Source organism: Streptomyces sp. H27-H5, from assembly GCF_026627505.1.
Taxonomy (GTDB): domain Bacteria; phylum Actinomycetota; class Actinomycetes; order Streptomycetales; family Streptomycetaceae; genus Streptomyces.
Genome location: NZ_JAPNLK010000024.1, coordinates 63,526 through 85,756, shown reverse-complemented (window position 1 = coordinate 85,756; position 22,231 = coordinate 63,526). Strand labels below are relative to the sequence as shown.

23 protein-coding genes are annotated in these 22,231 nt (G+C 74.0%); 13 read left to right on the top strand and 10 right to left on the bottom strand.

The window, feature by feature from the left end; all coding sequences use genetic code 11:
* Window positions 1–9: 9 nt before the first annotated feature.
* From OTB19_RS14895 to OTB19_RS14885, 3 genes are all read right to left on the bottom strand, one after another.
* A complete protein-coding gene (locus tag OTB19_RS14895; protein ID WP_420716840.1) occupies window positions 10–1,938 on the bottom strand; it encodes a hypothetical protein in 1,929 nt (642 codons plus the stop codon).
* A 133-nt stretch (window positions 1,939–2,071) separates the two neighbouring features.
* Window positions 2,072–2,872: a tyrosine-protein phosphatase gene (locus OTB19_RS14890; protein WP_267798628.1), complete on the bottom strand. Its 801-nt coding sequence runs from the start codon at window positions 2,870–2,872 to the stop codon at window positions 2,072–2,074.
* A gap of 67 nt (window positions 2,873–2,939) precedes the next feature.
* Complete coding sequence (locus tag OTB19_RS14885) at window positions 2,940–3,569, bottom strand: rhomboid-like protein (RefSeq protein ID WP_267798627.1); 630 nt, start codon at window positions 3,567–3,569, stop codon at window positions 2,940–2,942.
* Between the two features lie 203 nt (window positions 3,570–3,772).
* Between OTB19_RS14885 and OTB19_RS14880 the strand changes: the two genes are divergently transcribed.
* Together OTB19_RS14880 and OTB19_RS14875 are read left to right on the top strand one after the other, a co-directional pair.
* Complete coding sequence (locus OTB19_RS14880; RefSeq protein ID WP_267798626.1) at window positions 3,773–4,417, top strand: hypothetical protein; 645 nt, start codon at window positions 3,773–3,775, stop codon at window positions 4,415–4,417.
* A 74-nt stretch (window positions 4,418–4,491) separates the two neighbouring features.
* On the top strand, window positions 4,492–5,937 hold the full coding sequence (locus OTB19_RS14875; RefSeq protein WP_267798625.1) for a PepSY-associated TM helix domain-containing protein: 1,446 nt from the start codon (window positions 4,492–4,494) through the stop codon (window positions 5,935–5,937).
* 142 nt (window positions 5,938–6,079) lie between these two features.
* On the opposite strand, the gene OTB19_RS14870 is transcribed toward OTB19_RS14875, so the two are convergent.
* From OTB19_RS14870 to glnII, 3 genes are all read right to left on the bottom strand, one after another.
* Window positions 6,080–6,679, bottom strand: a complete 600-nt coding sequence (locus OTB19_RS14870) for a winged helix-turn-helix domain-containing protein (protein WP_267798624.1) — start codon at window positions 6,677–6,679, stop codon at window positions 6,080–6,082.
* A 360-nt stretch (window positions 6,680–7,039) separates the two neighbouring features.
* A complete protein-coding gene (locus OTB19_RS14865; protein WP_267798623.1) occupies window positions 7,040–7,963 on the bottom strand; it encodes a DUF6891 domain-containing protein in 924 nt (307 codons plus the stop codon).
* A 125-nt stretch (window positions 7,964–8,088) separates the two neighbouring features.
* Window positions 8,089–9,108, bottom strand: coding sequence for a glutamine synthetase (glnII, locus tag OTB19_RS14860; protein ID WP_267798622.1), 1,020 nt, complete (start codon window positions 9,106–9,108; stop codon window positions 8,089–8,091).
* Between the two features lie 262 nt (window positions 9,109–9,370).
* Between glnII and OTB19_RS14855 the strand changes: the two genes are divergently transcribed.
* The gene (locus OTB19_RS14855; protein ID WP_267798641.1) at window positions 9,371–10,312 is read left to right on the top strand and encodes a Gfo/Idh/MocA family protein; all 942 of its coding nucleotides are present in this window, start codon (window positions 9,371–9,373) and stop codon (window positions 10,310–10,312) included.
* 45 nt (window positions 10,313–10,357) lie between these two features.
* Here OTB19_RS14855 and OTB19_RS14850 read toward each other — a convergent pair whose 3' ends face one another.
* On the bottom strand, window positions 10,358–10,846 hold the full coding sequence (locus OTB19_RS14850) for a MarR family winged helix-turn-helix transcriptional regulator (RefSeq protein WP_267798621.1): 489 nt from the start codon (window positions 10,844–10,846) through the stop codon (window positions 10,358–10,360).
* A gap of 44 nt (window positions 10,847–10,890) precedes the next feature.
* Here OTB19_RS14850 and OTB19_RS14845 point away from each other — a divergent pair, with 44 nt between their 5' ends.
* Window positions 10,891–11,709, top strand: a complete 819-nt coding sequence (locus tag OTB19_RS14845; protein ID WP_267798620.1) for an alpha/beta fold hydrolase — start codon at window positions 10,891–10,893, stop codon at window positions 11,707–11,709.
* A 32-nt stretch (window positions 11,710–11,741) separates the two neighbouring features.
* Here the strand turns inward: OTB19_RS14845 and OTB19_RS14840 are convergent, their stop codons facing one another.
* Window positions 11,742–12,113 (bottom strand): ArsC/Spx/MgsR family protein, encoded by a 372-nt coding sequence (locus OTB19_RS14840; protein WP_267798619.1) that lies wholly within the window; start codon window positions 12,111–12,113, stop codon window positions 11,742–11,744.
* Between the two features lie 118 nt (window positions 12,114–12,231).
* Between OTB19_RS14840 and OTB19_RS14835 the strand changes: the two genes are divergently transcribed.
* Complete coding sequence (locus OTB19_RS14835; RefSeq protein WP_053676109.1) at window positions 12,232–12,486, top strand: hypothetical protein; 255 nt, start codon at window positions 12,232–12,234, stop codon at window positions 12,484–12,486.
* Between the two features lie 152 nt (window positions 12,487–12,638).
* Here OTB19_RS14835 and OTB19_RS14830 read toward each other — a convergent pair whose 3' ends face one another.
* Window positions 12,639–13,724: a PP2C family protein-serine/threonine phosphatase gene (locus OTB19_RS14830; RefSeq protein ID WP_267798618.1), complete on the bottom strand. Its 1,086-nt coding sequence runs from the start codon at window positions 13,722–13,724 to the stop codon at window positions 12,639–12,641.
* Between the two features lie 76 nt (window positions 13,725–13,800).
* Here OTB19_RS14830 and OTB19_RS14825 point away from each other — a divergent pair, with 76 nt between their 5' ends.
* The 3 genes from OTB19_RS14825 (at window position 13,801) to OTB19_RS14815 (ending at window position 16,986) form a co-directional block, all read left to right on the top strand.
* Window positions 13,801–14,499: a VIT1/CCC1 transporter family protein gene (locus tag OTB19_RS14825; RefSeq protein WP_267798617.1), complete on the top strand. Its 699-nt coding sequence runs from the start codon at window positions 13,801–13,803 to the stop codon at window positions 14,497–14,499.
* Between the two features lie 100 nt (window positions 14,500–14,599).
* Window positions 14,600–15,490: a TIGR01777 family oxidoreductase gene (locus OTB19_RS14820; protein ID WP_267798616.1), complete on the top strand. Its 891-nt coding sequence runs from the start codon at window positions 14,600–14,602 to the stop codon at window positions 15,488–15,490.
* 233 nt (window positions 15,491–15,723) lie between these two features.
* Complete coding sequence (locus tag OTB19_RS14815; protein ID WP_267798615.1) at window positions 15,724–16,986, top strand: FAD-dependent oxidoreductase; 1,263 nt, start codon at window positions 15,724–15,726, stop codon at window positions 16,984–16,986.
* A gap of 165 nt (window positions 16,987–17,151) precedes the next feature.
* On the opposite strand, the gene OTB19_RS14810 is transcribed toward OTB19_RS14815, so the two are convergent.
* On the bottom strand, window positions 17,152–18,591 hold the full coding sequence (locus tag OTB19_RS14810) for a regulator (protein WP_267798614.1): 1,440 nt from the start codon (window positions 18,589–18,591) through the stop codon (window positions 17,152–17,154).
* Between the two features lie 173 nt (window positions 18,592–18,764).
* Between OTB19_RS14810 and OTB19_RS14805 the strand changes: the two genes are divergently transcribed.
* The 5 genes from OTB19_RS14805 to OTB19_RS14785 all read left to right on the top strand — a co-directional run bounded on the left by OTB19_RS14805 (window position 18,765) and on the right by OTB19_RS14785 (window position 22,157).
* Window positions 18,765–19,043: a hypothetical protein gene (locus tag OTB19_RS14805; protein WP_267798613.1), complete on the top strand. Its 279-nt coding sequence runs from the start codon at window positions 18,765–18,767 to the stop codon at window positions 19,041–19,043.
* 76 nt (window positions 19,044–19,119) lie between these two features.
* Window positions 19,120–19,917 carry a lipoyl(octanoyl) transferase LipB gene (lipB, locus tag OTB19_RS14800; RefSeq protein WP_267798612.1) on the top strand — a complete coding sequence of 266 codons (798 nt, stop codon included), beginning with the start codon at window positions 19,120–19,122 and terminating at the stop codon, window positions 19,915–19,917.
* A 110-nt stretch (window positions 19,918–20,027) separates the two neighbouring features.
* The gene (gene lipA / locus OTB19_RS14795; RefSeq protein ID WP_267798611.1) at window positions 20,028–20,975 is read left to right on the top strand and encodes a lipoyl synthase; all 948 of its coding nucleotides are present in this window, start codon (window positions 20,028–20,030) and stop codon (window positions 20,973–20,975) included.
* 276 nt (window positions 20,976–21,251) lie between these two features.
* Window positions 21,252–21,449: a hypothetical protein gene (locus OTB19_RS14790; RefSeq protein WP_053676102.1), complete on the top strand. Its 198-nt coding sequence runs from the start codon at window positions 21,252–21,254 to the stop codon at window positions 21,447–21,449.
* Between the two features lie 9 nt (window positions 21,450–21,458).
* Window positions 21,459–22,157: a DUF4191 domain-containing protein gene (locus OTB19_RS14785; RefSeq protein WP_053676101.1), complete on the top strand. Its 699-nt coding sequence runs from the start codon at window positions 21,459–21,461 to the stop codon at window positions 22,155–22,157.
* Window positions 22,158–22,231: the final 74 nt, after the last annotated feature.

The window sequence follows — 22,231 nt, the reverse complement described above, 5'->3', positions numbered from 1 at the left end:
GCGACACCTCTAGCGCAACACCCCCGCCTTCGTGCCGTCGGTCAGCTTGCCCGACAGGTCCACCTGGGCGCCCGCCGGAGCCTTGACCGCCAGTCGATTCCCGGTCGCGGCCCCGTTCACCCCGGCGCCCTTCACCGACAGCGAGGCGAACTGGGCGCTGCCCGCCGCCACCACGTACCACTGGCCCGCGCGGGACTTCCACAGGACGCCCGCCAGCACCCTCGGCTCCCGGGGTCCGCACGCCGGCGTGCCCTCGGCCTTGGCGGCCTGGGCCGCCGGCGGCGCGCCCGGCGCCAGGAACTGGGCCTGCACCCGGTCCGCCGTGCCCTGCCAGGTCTCCGCCCGGGTGCACAGCCAGGTCGCCGTGCCCTCGCGCTCCGGCAGCGGCTGCTTCGCGTACGTCCACGCGTTGACGCTGCGCACCCCGTGCGAGCGGACCGAGGGCAACAGGCAGGCGGTCCGCGACCATTCGCCGAGTTCGGCCGCCTCCGTCACGTTCCGCTCGGCGCCCGGCGCGCCCGAGGTGAGCCGGGCCGGGGTCAGCTCGCCCAGGTCCGTGACCAGCCTCGTGGCGCCCTCGCCGGTCAGCGCCAGCGCGTTCCAGCTCGTGCAGTTGCCCCCGGGCGCCGGGCCCACGACGGGCGGCGTGACCCCGTCCGGGGTGAGCTTCAACGCCGTCGGGGCCTCGCCGGGCTTGAGGAGGTCCCGCAGCGCGGCGGCGCGCACCCAGGGCGCCGTGAGATAGCGGACGTTGCCGTCGACGCGGCTGAGCACCAGCCCGGTCGCGGTGTCCGCCGAGGCGCCGTCGGTCCGGGCGAAGTCGAGGGCGGCTCCGGTGGTCCCGGAGCGGGGCTCCGCGTACCGGATCACGCGCAGCCCGTCGTACAGCAGGACCACGACGGCCTGGTCGACGGTGCCCGCGTACAGCAGCTGCGGCGGGCCCATCGGGGGGCCGGTCGGGCTGCCGGGCGTGGCCGAGACCACGACCGAGGAGCCGGGCCTGGCCCAGACGGCGAGCGCCCGGCGCAGCAGCTCCGTGTCGTCGACGCGGTCACCGCGGGCGGGCCAGCCCGAGTAGTCCGTACGGGAGGACGTACGGCCGACCGTGGCCGCGACCCGCACCAACTGCCCCGGGTCGAGGGCCTGTTCGGCGGCCGCGTTGAGCGCGTACGAGGGCGCGGCGGGCCCGTCCGACCCCCAGCCGCCGCCCGGCAGCGCGAGGAGCGCCCCGCACACCGCGAGGGCGGCCGCGCCGACCAGGGCGGCCCGGACGAAACGCCGCCGCCGCAGCAGGTCGGTGGGCCGCGCCTGGAGCACGCACGGGTCGAACTCGGGGGAGGCGAACAGGGAGTCGTGCACCGGATCCCCGGACTCCGCGACCGCCGCCGCCGGGTTCGCGACCCCGGCCTCGGTCAGCACCCGCAGCACCTCCGGCTCGGGCAGCCCCTCCAGCGCCCGCAGCACGCAGGCCGCGCGGCCGGGGCCGTTCAGGGTGGCCAGCCACTGGTCCAGCGCCAGTTCCTCGGCCCCGCCCGAGCGGGGGAACAGCCGCAGCCCCCACACCTGGGGCAGCACCGGCGGCAGTTGCCCGCGCAGCGGGAGCGCCCGGAACGTCAGCGGGATCCCCGCCTCCAGTGCGGAGCGCAGCACGCGCAGCCGGACGTACGCGTACCCGGACTCGGGGCCGCCCTCGCCCCGCTGCGCCGGCACCCCGCCGCGCACCGTGCCGGGATCCGAGCCCCGGCGGCCGCGCGGGAGCGCCCGCTGGGTCAGGGAGTGGGCGGTGAGCACCCGCCGGTTGCGGCCGAGGGCGGGCGGCAGCACCAGATAGGCGAGCCGCACCAGCCGCGGGTAGTGCTCGACGATGGCGGCCTCGGCCAGTTCGACGTCGGGGGTCACGGGGGGCAGGGGGCGGGTGGCGGTATCCGGCGCAGTCACGTTCAGCAGAACGAGCGAATCGTCCGATGGTCACCCGTCCCCAGCGCACCCGTTCGGGCCCGCACGCCGGGGTGCGCGAGGGCGCGCGGGGCGACCCCGACGAACCGTTCCGCCGAGCGTCGGCCGCGCCGGCTCAGGCGATGAGGCGGGCCCGCAGCGCGTCGACGGTCCCGTCGGGGACGCCGAGGCCCTCGCGCACGTACTTCTCCATCGACCCGTACCGCGTCTCGACCTCCCGCAGGGCCGTCTCCAGGTAGGAGGGAAACACCCCGATCAGAGCCAGCGCGATGTCCGGGTCCCCGCCGGCCGCCGTGAAGCCCTCGATCATCCGCGCGAAGGCCCGCTTCACCGCGGGATTGACCGAGAGGTACTCCTCCATCAAGGTCCCCTCGTCGGCGCCGAGCAGCGACAGGATCACCGTCGCGCCCCAGCCCGTACGGTCCTTGCCGGCCGTGCAGTGGAACAGCAGCGGGCCCGCCTGCGGGTCGGCGGCCTCGGTGAGCAGCAGCCGGTACGCCGCCTGCGCGGACGCGGAGACCACGAACGACCGGTACACCTCGGCGAAGATGGCCTGCGCCTTGCCCCCGCCGAGGTGCTCCTCGGCCACGGCCGGGTCGGACAGCAGGTCCTTGAGCTGCGCGGCGGCGGGCACGCCGCCCACCCCGGCCCGCATCTTGTCCGCGAGTACGTCGCTGACCAGCAGGCGCGCCCCGGCCGGCAGCCGGTCGGGGTGGTCGGCGCGTTCGGCGTCGCTGCGGAAGTCGATGACCGTACGGATTCCCAGCGCGGCCACGGTCGGGTCGGCGTCGAGGTCGAGCCGGTCGAGCTGGCCCGAGCGCAGGACGAGCCCGGGGCGCACGGTGCGGCCGCCGGAGAGCGGGGTGCCGCCGAGGTCGCGCAGGTTGGCGACGGTGGTGGACGGGGTGGCGGTCATCGTGGCGGCTCCAGCGCTGTGCGGATCGGACGGGTCGAGTGGGGACGGCAGGAGGGGGCGGGTCGGGTCACACGGCTCGCGCGCGGACACTCCTGCGCGGCCCCGCCCCGGAGAGACGATCGACCGCCAGCGAGAGGCCGACCCCCACCCCCAGGGCCACCAGGTGACCGACATCGGTGAACGTCCGCCCGCGCTTGAACACCGGCGCCGCGGCGAGCGCCAACAGGCCGACCCGGGCGACGCCCCGCACCGTCCCGCGCGGCAGCGCGGAGGTGAGGACGCCGAGCACCGTGTTCAGTCCGTAGCTCGTGCCCACGTCCAGCGCCCGCCGAGTCTCGGTGTCCGCGGTGCGCCGCAGCACGGTGTGGACGAGCAGGGTGGCGCAGGCGTGCCCGAAGAGGAAGGCCGCGGCCGTCCACCAAGCCCCGTACGCGTACTCCGCGTACCCGAGCGCGGCCACCAGCAGGAGCGCGTAGGGCAGGGGCATCGGCTCCTCGACGACGAGGGCACTGCTCAGCAACGTCCCCCAGTGGCCGGCGTCGAGGTTGTCGACGTTGGTCGAGCAGCCGCGCAGCACCCGCTCCCGTTCGTACGGGGCCAGGCGTTCCATGACGTGGGCCCCCAACTGGACTCCGCCGGTGTAGGCGACGGCGACGGAGCCGGGGGGAAGCGGCCGGGACCAGGACAGTGGGTTCACTCGAACATGATCGGACACGGCCCCGTCGCGGCCGGCACCGGGCCTCGTGGGAGCATGACCAGGACATGTCCGAAACTTGCGCGCCGATGCGCACCACACGGGCCGCGATGTTCGCGGCGGTGTGTGTCGCCTTGGGTGCGGTGGGGCATTCGTACATGTCGGGAATGGATATTCCCCTTTATGGCCTTCTCGGTGCTTTCGGGGTGATCGGCTCACTCGCGTGGCTCGCCGCCGGGCGACGGCGGGGCCCCGTGGGCATCACCGCCGGGCTCCTCGCCGCGCAGGGCATGCTGCACCTCGCGTTCTCCGGAAGCCAGGGAGCCCACCCCGCGTCGATGCCGATGCCCGGGCCGGGTGCCCCCGGCCCGGCCGGCGCCCCTCACCACACCACCGGCATGGACATGGGCGCGACGGCCGCGGGAGGCGGCGCCACCGCACCCCACGACATGGTCGACCTGGCGGGGACGGCCGACATGGCGGGCATGGCGGACCTCGCCGACCTGGCGGGGACGGCCGGGCACGGACACGGCGGCCTCGGCATGATCGCCGCCCACGTGCTGGCCGGGCTCTTCTGCGCCGTGTGGCTCGCGTGGGGCGAGGCCGCCGTGTTCCGGCTCGCCGGCGCCCTCGGGGCCGCCGCGCTGCTCGCCGCCCGACCGCTGTCCCGGGCGCTCGCCCTGGTCCGCACGCGCGTGACCCTCGTACCGGCGCCGCCCGCGCACTGCCCTCCGTACGAACGGCCGCGCTTCCTGCGCGGCGCCCTGCACGCCCACGCCGTGGTGCGCCGCGGCCCACCGCGCCGGCGAGACACCCGAGCCACGGCCCCCGGCCGTCCTGCCCGCGCCTGACCGGCGCACCCTCCTCGGTGAGGGGCGAGACCCGGGGGTCATCACCCATGTCTTCGCCAACACCTAGGACCGACATGTCCCTTGACGAGCTTCAGGACGTCCCCGCCCGGGGCGCCGAGGTACCACCCCGACGCACCGCCGGAGGCTGGGCCGCGTTGCGGCCGCTGCTCCTGCGGATGCATTTCTACGCCGGGCTGCTGATCGCCCCGCTGCTGTTCATCGCCGCCGCCACCGGGCTGCTCTACGCCGCCTCCTGGCAGGCCGAGAAGATCGTCTACGCCGACGAGCTGACCGTTCCCCGCGTGGGCGAGCGCGCCCTGCCGCTGAGCACCCAGGTCCGGGCCGCCCGGGAGGCGGAGCCCGGGGGCGAGGTCACGGCCGTCTGGCCCGCACCCGACGCCGACGACACCACCCGGGTCGTCATGGAGAAGAAGGGGCTCGCGGAGGGCGAGACCCTGACCGTGTTCGTCGACCCGTACACCGCGGACGTGCGCGGGCAGCTCAACACCGCCGGTGACGCGCTGCCGTTGCGGGCCTGGCTGAGCGAGTTCCACTCCAGCCTCCAGCTCGGCGAGTTCGGCCGGAACTACAGCGAACTGGCCGCCAGCTGGCTCTGGGTGGTCGCCTTGGGCGGCCTCGCCCTGTGGGTCGGACGCCGGCGCACCCGCCCGGCACGGCTCGTCCTACCGGACCGGTCCACCGCCGGCCGTCGCCGGACCCTGTCCTGGCACGGCACGGTGGGCCTGTGGGCCGTGGCCGGACTCGTCGTCCTCTCCGCGACCGGCCTGACCTGGTCGAAGTACGCCGGTGAGAACATCGGGCAGCTCCAGGACCGCCTGGGCGGGGCCACCCCGTCCGTCACCGCCACGTTGGGCGGCGCCGGGGCCGCAGGCGGGGCGGACGAACACGCCGGGCACGTCATGACCGACGGCATGGAGATGCCCCCGCCGGCGCCGACCGCGGACGTGGGCATCGACGAGGCCGTCGCCGCGGCCCGGGCGGCCGGCGTGACCGAGGACCTGCGCGTGACCCTGCCCGCCCAGGGCAAGGGCTACGTCGTCAAGGAGACGGACAAGCAGGTGCCGGTGCACCTGGACGCCGTCGCCGTGGACCCGGTCGACGGCACCGTCATGGACGAACTGCGCTTCGCGGACCACCCCCTGCTCGCGAAGATGACCCGCTTCGGCATCGACCTCCACATGGGCCTGACCTTCGGCCTCGCCAACCAGATCGCGCTGGCGGCGCTCGCCGTCGCGGTGATGCTCCTGGTCTTCTGGGGCTACCGCATGTGGTGGATGCGCAGGCCCACGAAGGACCGCAGGCTGTCGGTCGGCCGCGCGCGGCCGCGCGGGGCCTGGCGACGGCTGCCCGCGACGACGCTGCTGCCGCTCGCCGCGGTGACGGCGGTGGTCGGCTGGTTCGTGCCGATGCTCGGGATCAGCCTGCTGGTGTTCCTGCTGCTCGACGTCGCGCTGGGATTCCTGGCGCGCCGCCGGGCGGGATCGGCGACGGGGGCGTAGCCCCGGTCGGTCCGGGCCCCGACGCCACGACGGGCCGGGGCCCGGACCGGGACGTGCGACGACCGCGGGCCCGTACTCCCGTCGTGCGTACGGGCCCGAGCCCGGCGCCCGAGGCCGGGAGGCGGGTTCCCGGCGCGCGGCATCAGGGGGCGTACTTGTAGCCCACGCGGCGCACCGTCTGGATCGCGCCCCGGTGGGCCGTGCCCAGCTTGCGGCGCAGTCGGGCGATGTGGACGTCGACGGTACGGCCGTCGCCCACGTGCCCGTAACCCCACACGGTGGTGACCAACTGGTCCCGGCTGTGCACCCGGTGCGGGTGCGCCACCAGGTGGGCCAGCAGCTCGAACTCCAGGTACGTGAGGTCCAGCACCTTGCCGTCGACCTCGGCGGTGCGCTGCGCCGAGTCGATCCGGACCAGCGCGTCACCCGTGGTGGCGGGCGTCGTGGCCGGGCCGGCCGACCGCGCTCCGGCGCGGGTCGGGGCGGGAACGGAGTGCGGGGCGAAGGCGATCGGCTGCTGGTCGGCCGGTACGAGGACCAGGTAGCCGACCATCGGCGGCTGCCCCGGCAGGGTCGGCAGCGTGTGCTGGGGGGCGGGCAGCCAGGTGGCGCCCGGCGGGAGCAGGTCCACCACCCGGGCCACCTCGTCCCGGTCCACGGCCCGCAGTCGGTGGCGCGGACCGGGCGGGAAGGTCAGGGGAGCGGCGGCCGGGGCGGACGTGAGGGTACGGGGGTTCGTCATGAGTGGTCAGCTCTTTCACGCGGAGTGGTCGGCAGGAGACGTGCGTACGTCGTCGATGTCGTACCGCGCAGACCGAAGGCCTCGGGGAGGTCGTCCGTGAGAGGTCCCGGGAGGCTTTAGAGGGCCGGCGCGTTCTTCGCGCGGCAACACACCCGGTCGAAATCATGATCCTGACGGGAAGGCCAGAACGGCTCGAGGTCGCTGCGACCTGACGAGGTGTACGAGACGTACGAGTGGCTGGCCATGACCTCATTCAAGCAGATGTGCGGGGCCCGGGGCAGACCCCGTCTCACCCTATGGATCGGAATCTCATATTCCGTGACCTCGGCGTGAAGGATCCGTCACCATCGCGACAAATCGTCAGCCCGTCAGCCGCTTCCGCCAGTCCGTGCCGGTCACCCGGATCGCGTCCCCGGCCGACCCGTCCCAGGCCCACCGGAGCCCCGCCGCGTCCAACGCGGCCACCACCTCCCGGCCCACCGAGACCGTCTCCTCGTCGCCCGCGTCGAAGGCCCCGTAGTACAGGTGCAGATCGTGGCCGACCGCGACGCTCTCCGTGCACTGGGTGTGGAAGAACACGAACCCGCGCGCGTCCCCCTCGCGTTCCTCCCAGATCTCGCCCTGGCCGCAGTTGCGGCAACAGGTGAAGTTCTCCCGGGCGGTGATGCCGCCGGAGTCCAGGGCCGCGAAGGCGCGGGTCAGCCGATCCGGATCCGTCTCGCCGGTCCAGGCGGCCTGCTCCGCGACCCGCTCCCGCCAGAGCCGGTACACCAGCACGCGGGCCTGCGGACCGGACACCGGCCGGACGCCGTCCTTCACCAGGTAGTCCTCGGCGTGCTCGATCAGCTCCGGTATCCCGTCGTAGCCGCACCGCAGGACGAGCCGGATCCGTTCCTCCAACTGCTCGCGCACGGAGTCCTCCAGCGCCGGCGGCTCCGGCTCGACGGGGAGGTCCAACCGTGCCCAGGCCGGGCCGAGCTCCCAGCCCTTCTCCTGCCGGGCCCAGCCGGCCATGACCCGCCCGACCTCCTCCGGCGTGGACAGGTACGCCTGGAAGTGTCGGTCGGCGCAGCCCTCGCGGTACTCCAACTGGTAGGAGCGGGCGCCGGTGTCGTCCGCCTCGTGCCAGACCTGGATGAACACCTCCGGGTCGGCGGTGCGCCGCTCGACGATGAGGAAACGGTCCCCCGGGGCGCCGATGCGTTCCAGCAGTTCGGTCAGGGTGCGTGAGGAGGGGCGGTCGTGGGTGTCGCCGCGCTCGGTCCTGATTCTGATCGGGAGCATGGGGACACCGTGCCAGAGGGCACCGACAGCGACGCCCGCCGGGCCTGGTGGCCCGGCGGGCGCCGGCGTGCGTGCGGTGATCCGGCCCCGGTCCGGTCGGGGAGGATCGGGCCCGGGTCAGGGCCTCAGAGCAGGCCGTCCTTCTCCAGGGCGGTGCAGCAGGTGTCCGTGATGAGGCGGGTCACCACGTACGGGTCCACGTTGGCGTTCGGCCGGCGGTCCTCGATGTAGCCCTTGCCGTCCTTCTCCACCTGCCACGGGATGCGCACCGAGGCGCCGCGGTCCGAGACGCCGTAGCTGAACTCGTTCCACGGGGCGGTCTCGTGCAGACCCGTCAGGCGCTCGTCGATGCCGGCGCCGTAGTTCTTGACGTGGTCGAGCGGCTTGCTGCCCTCGCCCAGGGACTCGCACGCGGAGATGATCGCGCGGTAGTCCTCGCGCATCGCCTTCGTGGAGAAGTTGGTGTGGGCGCCCGCGCCGTTCCAGTCGCCCTTGACCGGCTTCGGGTTCAGCGTCGCGGAGACGTTGAAGTCCTCGGCCGTGCGGTAGAGCAGCCAGCGCGCGATCCACAGCTGGTCGGAGACCTCCAGCGGGCCGACGGGACCGACCTGGAACTCCCACTGGCCGGGCATGACCTCGGCGTTGATGCCGGAGATGCTCAGCCCGGCCACGAGGCAGTGGTCGAGGTGCTTCTCGACGATGTCGCGGCCGAAGATCTCGTCCGAGCCGACACCGCAGTAGTAGCCGCCCTGGGCGGCCGGGAAGCCGTTGACCGGGAAGCCGAGCGGGCGGGCGCCGTCGAAGAAGGTGTACTCCTGCTCGATGCCGAAGATCGGCTGCTGGCCGGCGAACTTCTCGGCGATCGGACGGAGCAGCGCGCGGGTGTTCGACTCGTGGGGGGTCATGTCGATGTTCATGACCTCGCACAGGACGAGGACGTCGTCGCCGCCGCGGATCGGGTCCGGGCAGGAGAACACCGGCTGCAGCACACGGTCGGAGGCGTGACCCTCGGCCTGGTTGGTGCTCGATCCGTCGAAGCCCCAGATCGGCAGCGCGTCGCCGTCGGCGAGGATCCGCGTCTTGGAGCGAAGCTTGGCCGTCGGCTCCGTGCCGTCGATCCAGATGTACTCAGCCTTGTAGCTCACGGGCCCCATCCTTCGGTGCGTCGCTCCGGCGCAGACTCTGCGGGTGTTGCGGTCGCGGTGCTGCGGTTTCCTGCCGCCGGCTCGCCGGTCGCGGCGCTGCGATCGCGTGCTGCGGTGATGACCGCAGCGTGCCCCCATGCGATTTCTCTTCCGTTGCCCGTGTGTGAACCCCGTGTTACCGAGATGTGCGCCGCAGGTGGGAACAGTCGTGCGGGTCGGCGATGGCACACCCGTCCGAGTACGGCAGACTGAGCGGGTGAGCATTTCGTACGATTTGAACTCCGCCGGTGACTCCTCCGTGGACGCCGCCGAGACCCCCCGACCCCGGGTCGGCCTGCTGGGCACCGGCCCCTGGGCCCGACGCACGCACGCCCCCGCCCTCGCCGCGCACGCCGGCTCCGACTTCGTCGGGGTGTGGGGCAGGCGCCCCGAGGCGGCGGCCGAACTCGCCCGCGCCCACGGCGTGAAGGTGTACGAAGACCCCGACGAACTGTTCGCCGACTGTGACGTCGTGGCGTTCGCCCTGCCGCCCGACGTACAGGCTCCGCTCGCGGTCCGCGCGGCCGCCGCCGGATGCCATCTGCTGCTCGACAAGCCGGTCGCGACGACGGTGGAGGACGCCTCGGCCGTGGTCGCCGCCGCGGCCGAGCACGAGGTCGCCTCCGTCGTCTTCCTGACGCTCCGGTTCGCCCAACCGACCGCCGGGTGGGTCGAGGAGCAGGCCGGGCGCTCCGGCTGGTTCACCGCCTCCGCCCACTGGCTCGGCGCGCTCTACCCGCCCGACGGAACCCCCGGCAGTCACCCCGACTCGCCTTGGCGCAAGGCCAAGGGCGGACTGTGGGACGTCGGCCCGCACGCCCTGTCCGTCCTGATCCCGGTGCTCGGCGACGTCACCGCCGTCTCCGCCACCCGGGGCCCCTCCGACGTGGTGCAACTGGCCCTGCGCCACGCCTCGGGCGCCGCCGGCACCGCCGTGCTCAGCCTGGGCGCGCCGCACGCGGCCGCCGGGGTGGGGCTGGAGCTGCGCGGGGCCGAGGGGATCTTCGACCTGCCCGAGTGGAGCGACGTCCCCGGCGCCTACGGCCGGGCACTCGACGCGCTGCTCACGGCGGCCCGCACGGGCGAGCCGGACGCGCGGGACGCGCGGTTCGGGCTCCGGCTGACGGAGATCCTGGCCGAGGCGGAGCGCCAGTTGGACGCATGAGAAGGGGGCGTGGTGGCGGGGCGGGGCGATGCCGCGCCCGCCCCGCTACTGGCCCTCGCCTCGCTTTGGCTCGCCCGGCTCCTGCTCGCCGAGTGCCGCCCGGGCGGCCGTGAGGAAGCGGCGGACGGCCTCCCGCTCGGTCGGGTCGAGGGTGCCCTGTACCGCCAACAGCCGGTCGATCAGCGGGCCGAAGAACGCCCGGCCCAGCCGCACGGCCTCCGGCTCGACCCGCAACAGCACCCGGCGGCGGTCGGCCCCGTCGCGCACCCGGGCCACGTGGCCCAGCCGCTCCAGACGGTCGATCACCGCCGTGGTGCCGGCCGAGTTGAGACCGAGGCGGGCGCCCAGCAGACCCGCCGTGGCCGCCTCGCCGGCGCGCTCCGCGTCCAGCAGACAGATCAGGGCCCGCACGTCGGTGGGGTGCATGCCGTGGTGGGCCGCGAACTCCGCCTGGTGCAGGCCGAATTCGACGGACACCGCCCGCAGCAGGTGTACGAGTTCAAGGTTGTCGTCCACAACGCCTCCGCCTACCATCTCTCGCCGAGCGAGATTATCGCCCAGCGAGAGAGTGGTGCCGGATGTCTTTTCGGACGGCCTACGAAGAAGTCCTCGGCCGGTGGCCCGGCCCCGTCGAGGGCCGCGAGCTGCCCACGCCGTACGGAACCACCCACGTCAACAGCGCCGGTCCCGCCGACGCCCCACCGCTCGTGCTGCTGCCCGGCGGCGGGGCCACCTCCACCGTCTGGGGAGCGGTCGCCGCCGGGGCGTCCCGCACTCACCGGGTGCACGCCGTGGACCTGGTCGGGGAGCCCGGACTCAGCGTCCCCGCCGAGGGACGGCCCGTACGGACTCCGGACGACCTGGCCGGATGGCTCGACGCGGTCCTGGACGGGCTGGGCGCCGAGCCCGTCATCCTGGCCGGGCACTCGTACGGCGCCTGGATCGCCGCCCACCACGCCGCCCGCCACCCGGGGCGGTCGGCCCGACTCGTCCTGCTGGACCCGACGCAGATCTTCGGCGGGCTCCGCCCCGGCTACGTGCTGCGCGCCCTGCCCATGCTGCTGCGGCCCACCCCCGCCCGGATCCGGGGCTTCCTCGCCTGGGAGAGCGGCGGCGCCGCCCTCGACCCGACCTGGCTGCGCCTCCAGGACGAGACGGCCGGCTTCCCCACCGTCCGCCCCGTCACCGGACCCCGCCCCGACCCGGCGCCGCTGCGGCGGCTGCCCGTGCGGGTGGCGTTCGCCGGCGGCGCCCGGTGCCACGACCCCGCCCGGATGGCCGAGGCCGCGCGGGCGGCGCTGCCGGACGCCCGCGTCGACGTGCTCCCCGGGGTCACGCACCACGCGATGCCGCTGACGGCGGCCGACGCGATCACCCGCCTCCTGACGGAGACCTGAGCCGGCCCGTCGGATCGCGCCGGCCGGCCGACTCAGGCCTTGCGGGACAGCGCCTCGCGCACGGCCTCGTCGGTACGCGCGATCACGGCCGTGCCGTCCTCGGCGGTGATGATCGGGCGCTGGATCAGCTTCGGGTGCGCCGCCAGGTGGGCGATCCAGCGGCCCCGCGCCGCGTCCGTCCCCTCGCGCGGCAGTTCCCGTACCCCGCTCTCACGGGCCAGCGGGTCGGAGGTGCGCGTGATGTCCCAGGGCTCCAGCCCGAGGCGGTCCAGCACCTCGCGGATCTCGGCCTCGGACGGCACGTCCTCCAGGTACCGGCGCACCGTGTAGTCGGCGCCCTCCGCGTCCAGCAGGGTCAGCGCGGCACGGCACTTGGAACAGGCGGGATTGATCCAGATCTCCATGCGCGCAAGCCTAACGAGGCGTCGTGCCGAGCCGGTCTGGCCAGGGGCTTTTGTCAGTGCCCCCCGGTAAAATCGAAGGAGAACGACAGGAAGCCAACTACCGTTTGGGAGGCTGTAGATGGCCGCTGCCGCGATCATTTCGATGCCCAAGAAGAAGCCGCTGCCGGCGGGGCTGCCCCGCGAGTGGTACGAGAGCCACAACCGCCGTCTGAAGGCGATGCGGCTGGCGATATCACTGCTCGACACCGGGACCTACGACGCTCGACGCGCCACCAACCGCAAGATCCGGACGATGGCGGTGCGGGTGGGGATCCACCGCCCGTCCAACGTGACCTGCAAGATGGTGCGCGCCTTCATCCGCGACGTCGGCTGACGGTTCGACACCGGCTCCGGTGGCCGCGGCGCAGCGCCGCCGCGGCCCCTCAGCCACCCGAGCCGCCCGCGGCCGGCCGCACCCTCGGCAGGCCGGCCCGGCGACGGTCGATCCCGGCCACGGAACGCCCGGCGATGGAGCGCCCGGTCACGTCACGGTTCCATGGCCGGCAGGGACAGGAGCAGGAGCGCCACGTCGTCGCGCGGGCCGCCCGCGGTGAAGGCCTCCAGGTCCCGCCACACCGCCCGCACGAGGCCCTCGGAGTCGTTCGCCAGCACCGGGATGCGGGAGGAGAGGGGGTAGAAACCGCCGTCCGCGTCGCGGGCCTCGGTCACGCCGTCCGTGTGCGCGAGCAGCCGGTCGCCCGGCAGCAGCGGAACCTCGGCCACCTTCGGCAGCGCCGGCACGGTGAGGCCCAGGCCCAGCGGGGGCCCCGGTTCCACGTCCAGTTCCGAGGTCGTGAAGCCGCGGAGCAGGAGCACGGGCGGATGCCCGCACGACACGATCCGTACGAGGTCCAGTCCGGGCGGGAACTCCAGCAGGACCGCCGTCGCGAACAGCTCCGGATGCCGGATCGAGGCGGCCGCCGCGTCGGCGACCAGCCGCCGGTCCAGCCGGGCCGCGACCGCCGCCAGCTCGGGATCGTCCAGGACCGCCTCCCGGAAGGAGCCGAGCAGCGCGGCCACCGTCCCGACCGCCGCCAGACCGTGCCCCTGGACGTCGGCCACCACCGCCCGAACGCCGTACGGCCCGGCCCGCACGTCGTACAGGTCGCCGCCGACCAGCGTGCCGCGCTGCGCCGCCCGGTAGAGACCGGAGCAGTGCACCGGGCCCACCTGGTCCGGTACCGGTGGCAGCACCGCGAGCTGCGCCGCCTCGGCGACGGTCCGGACGCTGACCAGCTGGTCGTCGCGGCGCCGTCGCACGAAGGAGATCACCACGCTGAGCAGGCCCACGAAGGCCACGGTGGCCAGGTCCGTGCCGCGGGCGTGGGCCACGCCGAGCTGGGGGACGCCGAGCAGCACGAGGACCAGTGCGGCGAACGCGCAGGTTCCCACGGGGCCGTAGGAGAACGCGGCCACCGCGGGCAGGGCCGCGAGGAAGTAGCCCAGCTCCGCGCCAGGGGTCAGCCACTGCGCGCAGCACAGCACCACCACGGCCACGGCCGGCGCGAGTCGCGCCCAGCGGGGCGGGGGCGTCCCGTGCAATCGGCCGGAGTCCTCGGGTCCGCGTCTCACTCCTCCACCCTGATCCCGGGGGGCCGGGGGCGCACCCCGGGTGGCCCCGTGCGGTGCGCCCCGCGACAGTGGTGCGGTGACCGAATCGGCGGGCGCGCGCAGCGCGGAGATCAGCACCCGGCTCAACTGGCTCCGGGCCGGCGTGCTGGGCGCCAACGACGGGATCATCTCCACGGCGGGCCTGGTGGTGGGCGTCGCCGGGGCGACGACCTCGCGCACGGCGATCCTGACGGCGGGGGTGGCCGGGCTGCTGGCGGGGGCGTTGTCGATGGCGGCGGGGGAGTACGTGTCGGTCAGCTCGCAGCGGGACTCGGAACGCGCCGCCCTGGCCGTGGAGCGACGGGAGCTGGCGGACGAGCCGGAGGAGGAGCTCGCCGAGCTGACGGACATGCTGGCGGCGCGCGGCCTGAGCCGGGAACTCGCCCGGGAGGCCGCCGAACAGCTGACGGAACGCGACGCCCTGCGGGCCCACGCCCAGGTGGAACTGGGGATCAACCCGGACGAGCTGGTGAACCCCTGGCACGCGGCCCTCGCGAGCCTGCTCTCCTTCACGGTGGGGGCGCTGCTCCCGCTCCTGGCGATCGTCCTGCCCCAGCCGTCGGGACGGGTGCCGGTGACGGTGGCGGCCGTGCTGGCGGCGCTGACCCTGTGCGGGCTGGTCAGCGCCCGTCTGGGCGGCGCCCCCGCGGCGCGGGCGGTGCTGCGGAACGTGGCGGGCGGCGCGGTCGCGATGGCCGTCACCTACGCCGTGGGCACCTGGATCGGCGGCACCTGACCCGCCCCGGGACCGCCGCGCCCGGCCCGCCCGGTGGATCCACGGGCGCCACGCCCCGGGCCGCCCGTGCGCGGGCGCGACATTCGGGCAGACTGGCGCCATGCGCATCGCGGTCACCGGAGCATCCGGCCTCATCGGCAAGGTCCTCGTACGGTCCCTCCAGGCGGACGGCCACGAGGTGGTGCGCTTCGTGCGCCGCCCCGCCGCCGCCCCGGACGAGGCGACCTGGGACCCGCGGCGCGGGTACGTGGACCCCGCCGGACTGGTCGGCTGCGGCGCCGTCCTCCACCTGGCCGGGGCCGGGGTCGGCGACCACCGCTGGACGGCCGCGTACAAGAAGGAGATCCGCGACAGCCGCGTCCTCGGCACCGCCGCCATCGCCCGGGCCCTGGCGGACATGGCCGAGCCGCCGCCGGTCCTCGTCTGCGGCAGCGCCGTCGGCTACTACGGCGACACCGGCGACCGCCTCGTCGACGAGGACGCGCCGGCGGGGGAGGGCTTCCTGCCCTCCGTCTGCGTCGAGTGGGAGGCGGCCGCCGCACCGGCCCGCGAGGCCGGGATCCGTACCGTCTTCGCCCGCACGGGCCTGGTCGTCGCCGCCGACGGCGGTGCGTGGGGCCGGCTGTTCCCCGTCTTCCGGGCCGGCGTCGGCGGGCGGTTGGGCAACGGCCGCCAGTACTGGTCGCACATCTCGATGCACGACGAGGTCGCCGCCCTGCGCCACCTCGTCACCGCGTCCGGGCTGTCCGGTCCGGTGAACCTGACGGCACCCGAGGCGCGGACCAACCGCGAGGTCACAGCGGCGATGGGGCGGGTGCTGCACCGCCCGACGGTGTGCGCCGTGCCGGCGCCCGTCATGCGCGTGGTCCTCGGCGAGTTCGCCGAGGACGTGCTGGGAAGCCAGCGGGTGCGTCCCACGAAGCTGCTGGAGTCCGGCTTCGTCTTCCGGTACCCGGGGATCGACGAGTCGATCAGGGCCGCACTGGCCTAGGCCCTGTCGTCGAAGTGGCGCCTGGCCCGCGGCGCCCGGCCGGCCCCTGCCGCCGGCTGGGCGACCGGCGGCCCGGGGGAGCACCGTTCGCTCACGTGCGACCGTTTGTGACCCGAATGCGACCGCTGTGCGACCGGAGTTGTGCGCAATACCGCACCGGACTCGGGTTCTCCCGGAGTCCGTTGGGGGAAGGAGGAACCCCACACAGCCGCGCCGACCTCGGGGAGGGGCACGTGCTCAGCAGCGCACACCATGCAGACGTCGTCATCGTGGGAGCCGGAGTCTCAGGACTCGCGGCGGCACACCATCTGATCGCAGCGGGGGTCACGGTCACCGTCCTGGAGGCCGCGGACGATCCCGGCGGGCGGATGGCCACCGAGTCGGTCGACGGTTTCCGGCTCGACCGGACCGGCCAGCTCCTCAACACCTCGTACACCGAACCGTCCCGCACCCCGGGCCTGGAGGCGCTCGTCCTGCGCCCCTTCGCGCCCGGGGTCCTCATCCGGGGAGCCGACGGCAAACAGCAGCGCGCCGGGGCCCTCACCCCCGCCCGCGCCCTGGCCGGCGGCTCCCTCGACCAGGCCCGGCTCAGCGCCGCGCTCGGCCGGCTCGCGGCCCTGCCCGTGGAGCGCCTGCTCGCCCGGCCCGAACGCACCGCGAGCGCCGCCCTGCGCACCCGCGGACTGCCGCCGCGCACGGTCAACGGCGTACTGCGCCCCCTGCTCGCCACCCTGCTCCGGGACCCCGGACTCACCACCTCCAGCCGGGTCGCCGACCTGGCCCTGCGCGGATTCGCCCGAGGCCGGCTCGCCGTGCCCGAGGGCGGCGCCGCGCGCCTGCCCGACCTGCTCGCCGCCGCCCTGCCACCCGGCACCGTACGGACCGGGGTACGGGTTCGCACGGTGGCGACGAACCTCGTCACCACCGAGGGGCACGGCGACTTCAGCTGCCGTTCCGTCGTGCTCGCCACCGGGGCCCGGGCCGCCGCCGACCTGCTGCCGGGGCTGCGGGTGCCGAACTTCCACGAGGTCACCGTCATCCACCACGCCACCGTCGGCCCGCTGCCGTGGGACGGTTCCCTGCTCCTGGACGCCGACCCGAGGTGGCCGCTCGCCCACACCACCGTGATGAGCGCGGTCGACCCGACGCGGGCCCCCGCCGGACGGAGCCTGGTCACCACCACCGTGCACGGACCGCCGCCGCCCACCCGCACGGTCGCGTCCCGCCTCGCCCGGCTCTACGAGACCTCCACCCGGGACTGGGACCTGCTCGCCGTCCACCACACCCCGGAGGCCGTCCCGGCCATGCCCCCGCCGCACGACCTGCGGCGCCCGGTACGGGTCGTGGCGGGGCTGTACGTGTGCGGCGACCACCGGGACTCCAACACCGTCCAGGGGGCCCTGAGCTCCGCCCGGCGCGCGAGCACGGCCGTGCTGCGCGACTTCGGCATCCCGGTGCCGGCCGCCCCCGAACGATCCGTTCCGGTGGCGGCCTGAGCCGGCCCCGCCCCGCCGCGTCCGGTCGTGTCCGGGCAGGTCGCGTCCCGTCCGGCCGCGCGTCCCGGGTGGAGGCCCGATCCCGATCCCGGGGCCGGGCCTTCCCCGCGCGGGCCCGGGCGCGGCCGGCCCCGGTGCGGGAGCCCGGGCGGGGAAGGCCCCGGCTCAGGCCAGTGCGGCGACCCGGTCCCGGTAGGTCCGCACCGCCGAGGCCTCCCGGTACGGCTCCAGCCGCCGCTCGAAGTCCCGTACGTACTCCACCGCGCGCGCCGACCGCATCTCCATCGCCTGCTGCGCCGCCTCCGCGCCCAGCGCGCACGCCTGGTCCAGCTCGCCGAGCCCGAGGCGGGCCGTGGCCAGCACCACCTTGCAGAACAGCCGCGAGCGCGCGTGGCCGGGCGCCCGCAACTGGAGCGAGCGCTCCGCGTGCTGCGCCGAGGCCCGGTACTGCTGGAGGTCCCGGTGGCAGTGGCCGAACTCGTCCGCCAACTGCGCCTCGTCGTAGAAGCGGGCCCAGTGCGGCACGTCGTCCCCCGGCCGGGCGGCGCCGAGCGCCCGCTCCGCCCGCACCAGCGACGCCGTCGAGGCCCGCACCTCGCCCAGCACCGCGTGCCCCCGCGCCTCCGCCGAGTGCAGCAACGCCTGCACCACCGGCGGCGGGCCGGAGCCCACGCCCTGCTGGGCGACCCGGGCGAGCTGCACCGCCTCCCGCCCGTGCCCGAGGTAGACGGCCTGTCGGCTCATCGTGACCAGCACGTACGACCCGTACGGCCGGTCCGCCGCGGCCTGCGCGAGCCGCAGCGCCTGCACGAAGTACCGCTGGGCCAGCCCGTGCGCGGCGATGTCGTACGAGGTCCAGCCCGCGAGCCGGGTCAGGTCGGCGGCGGCCGCGAACAGCCTGCGCCCGGTGCTCTCGCCGTAGGTGCCCCGGAGCATCGGCTCCGCCTCGTGCTCCAGGTACCGCACCAGCGCCTGCCGGGCGTGCCCGCCGCCGTAGGTGTCGTCCAGGGTCCGGAACAGGTCGCCCACCGACCGCAGCGCCGCGATGTCCCCGCCCGTCACCCGCTGGCCCGGCCCCCGGTCGATCTGCCGCTGGCGCGGCATCGCGGTCCGGCCCTGCGGCGGGACCCGGGAGCCCGCGGGCTCCGCGCCCCGCCCGACCCGCTCGTCGGCGCGGCCGATCAGCCAGTCCCGGCTGGGCACCACCAGACCGGCCGGGGTGAAGGCGATCTTCCGCAGCTCGGCGTGCGAGCCGGAGTCCTTGCGCCACAGCCCGCTCGCGATGTCCACGGCCTCCTCGGGGGTGGCCGCGAACTCCAGCCCCGCGTAGACGGGCGCGCACGCGTCGAGCCCCAGGTCCTGCGCCGACAGCCGCCGCCCGAGGCGTCGGGTGAAGACCTCCGCGATCAGCGCGGGGGTCGTTCCGCGCGGTTGTTGGCCGCGCAGCCACCGGGTCACGGACGTCTTGTCGTACCGCAGATCGAGACCGTGCTCCAGGCCGAGCTGGTCGACGCGGCGGGCGAGACCGGCGTTGGAGAACCCGGCTTCCGCGATCAGGGCCGAGAGCTGCCGGTTGGGGACGCGCTGGGCTGGTCGTTCCGTCATCGGCTCCACGGTTTCCTGACGTGAAAGACCGGAGTCCCGGCCCTGTGAACGGCGTGAATGTAGCGGCGAACTTCGCCCGCACCGCCCCCTCTGTCCCACATTCATCCGATCGTGTGCAGAACCGGCGGGACCCTTTACGGATTGGCCCCCTCCGCCCGCATAGGCTGCCGCTCATGACCCGCCGGCCCACCGGGGCGCACCGCCCCGACGATCACCGCCGTCCCGACGACCACCCGGAGTCCATCGCTCCGCTTCCCGCGCCCGAGCTGACGGAGGCGGAATGCCGACGCTGCGGCACGCACATCGCGGGGCTGGACGGGCGGTACGCGTGCGGGGTGTGCGGCTGGGTCAACGACCACTCGGAGGGCCATCGGCGCCTGCCGAGGGCGGACGAGGACCCCGACCGACCCGCCGGGAACCGGCAGCGGCGGAAGCGGCGACCGGGGCCCTGAGGGGCCGCATTCGGCCGGCCGTACCCTTGGCTGGTGCGATGCGTGCACACAGCAGGTTCAACGAGGAGGCGCTGCGGTGACTGAGCTTCGGTTTGTCCATCTGGGCTTCGGGCCGGAATTCGTCGAGTACACCGAGGCCTGGGACGAGCAGCGCCGGGTGCACGCCGCCCGCTTCGCGGACGAGATCGAGGACACCTGCCTGCTGCTGGAGCACCGGCCCGTCTACACGGCCGGCCGGCGCACCGCCGACAACGAGCGGCCGCTGGACGGCACGCCGGTCGTGGACGTGGACCGGGGCGGAAAGATCACCTGGCACGGCCCGGGTCAGCTCGTCGGCTACCCGATCATGAAGCTGCCGCGTCCCGTGGACGTGGTCGCCCACGTCCGCCGGCTGGAGGACGCGCTGATCAGGACCGCCGCCGAGTTCGGGCTGGAGACCACCCGGATCGAGGGGCGCAGCGGTGTCTGGGTGCTCGGCGACCCCGTCGAGGACCGGCCGAGCATCGGCGGACTCTCGCTGGACCTCGACCCCCGGATGCACGACGACGAGTTCGACGCCCGGCTGAACGGCCCCGAGTACGCCCCGTCCAACGCGGGCCAGCGCCGCGAGGACCGCAAGCTCGCCGCCATCGGCATCCGGGTCGCCAAGGGCGTCACCATGCACGGGTTCGCGATCAACGTGAATCCGGACAACACCTGGTTCGACCGGATCGTCCCCTGCGGCATCCGGGACGCCGGTGTGACCTCGCTCTCGTACGAACTGGGCCGGGAGATCACCATCGCCCAGGTCGTGCCCGTGATCGAGCGGCACCTCAAGGACGTCCTGGAGCAGGCGGACCTCCGGCCGCGGGAGATCGAGCCCGTCGCCGGCTGAGGGCCCGGGGAATGCGTCCGGCCGCCCCCAGGTTGGCGGACGTAAGAACGTATGAAATTACGGGCGTACCCTGGTGGGCGCCGAAGAATCGAAGTCACAGGGAGCCGGTCGTGTCCGCAGTCGCACCCGACGGACGCAAGATGCTGCGCCTCGAAGTCCGCAACGCCCAGACCCCCATCGAGCGCAAGCCCGAGTGGATCAAGACGCGGGCGAAGATGGGCCCCGAGTACACCAAGATGCAGGCCCTGGTGAAGGGCGAAGGACTGCACACGGTGTGCCAGGAAGCCGGCTGTCCGAACATCTACGAATGCTGGGAAGACCGCGAGGCCACCTTCCTCATCGGTGGCGACCAGTGCACCCGGCGCTGTGACTTCTGCCAGATCGACACGGGCAAGCCCGAGGCCCTCGACCGGGACGAGCCGCGTCGTGTCGGCGAGTCCGTGGTCACCATGGACCTGAACTACGCGACGATCACCGGCGTGGCCCGCGACGACCTGCCCGACGGCGGCGCCTGGCTGTACGCGGAGACCGTCCGCCAGATCCACCAGCAGACGGCGGGCCGTGAGACCGGCCACACCAAGGTCGAGCTGTTGGCCCCCGACTTCAACGCGGTGCCGGAACTCCTGGAGGAGGTCTTCGCCTCCCGCCCCGAGGTCTTCGCGCACAACGTCGAGACGGTCCCCCGGATCTTCAAGCGGATCCGCCCCGGCTTCCGCTACGAGCGCTCCCTCGACGTGATCACCAAGGCGCGCGCCTACGGCCTGATCACGAAGTCGAACCTGATCCTCGGCATGGGCGAGGAGCGCGAGGAGGTCACGCAGGCCCTCAAGGACCTGCACGAGGCCGGCTGCGAGCTCATCACCATCACCCAGTACCTGCGTCCCTCGCCGCGGCACCACCCCGTCGAGCGGTGGGTCAAGCCGGCCGAGTTCGTCGAGCTGGCGAAGGAGGCCGAGGAGATCGGTTTCTCCGGTGTGATGTCCGGTCCGCTGGTGCGCTCCTCGTACCGCGCCGGGCGCCTCTACCAGCAGGCGATGCAGAAGCGCGCCACCGTCTGACGCGGCCGTGTGAAGTCCCGCACAAAACCTTACTGAACAGTAACACCGCGCCGACGCGGCCCCTAGGCTCATTCCAGGATGAGTCGGGTGGGCCGCGTCAGTGTTTTCGCGCCCAACATGTTCATCGCATTTGACCGACCGGTCACGCCCTGGTAACACCAGTCAGTGACGATTGCGGCACGCACCGCACATCACGCAGCGCGCACCACCGCTTCGCTCCACGTACCACCGCTTCACTCCCCAGCCGTCGTGAGCACCGTGAGAGGGATCGACATCATGCAGGCCGCGCCCGTACGCGCCATCGCCATCCCGTCCTTCACAGACGCCTTCCGGGGCATCGAGTCGCTGCTCATGAGCGGCGCCCGCCGCAACGCCTGGAGCGCGGTCCTGGAGGACCGCCGCAGGGCCAAGGATCGGGTCGAAACCGAGCACGTACTCGAGGCCGCGGCGACCCGCCGTCCGCAGGCCACGTAAACTCGCCTTATGGCGAGGAAGTCAAACGCAGAGACTGCTGCGAACCCCGGGCGACTGAAGCAGATCGCCCTGACGTACAAGATGACGCGCAAGGCCGACCCGAAGGTCGGTCTGATCGTCGCGGGCGTGGGAATCGTCACCTTCGGTGTCTTTCTTGCGATCGGCTTCCTGATCGGGCACCCGGTCTACCTGGGCATCCTGGGTTTCCTGGTGGCGTTCCTCGCGATGGCGATCGTCTTCGGGCGACGGGCCGAGCGGGCTGCCTTCGGGCAGATGGAGGGACAGCCGGGCGCGGCCGCGGCCGTACTGGACAACGTGGGACGGGGTTGGACCACCACCCCGGCCGTCGCGATGAACCGGAACCAGGACATCGTCCACCGGGCCGTCGGCAAGGCGGGCGTCGTCCTGATCGCGGAGGGCAACCCGAACCGGGTCAAGGTCCTGCTCGCCGCCGAGAAGAAGAAGCTGGCCCGGATCATGCCCGACGTCCCGGTGCACGACTTCATCGTGGGCACGGGCGAGGGTGAGGTCCCGCTCAAGAAGGTGCGTACGACGCTGCTCAAGCTGCCGCGCGTGCTGGCCGGCCCGCAGATCACGCAGGTGAACGACAAGCTCCGGGCCATGGGCGACCTCATGAGCAACATGCCGGTCCCGAAGGGCCCCATGCCGAAGGGCACGCGCATGCCGCGCGGCGGCAAGATGCGCTGATGATGCGCTGACCTGCTTTTCGTATACGAGACGGGGGTGCGCCCCCCGCCGACGCGCCCGGGGGACCCCCGGCG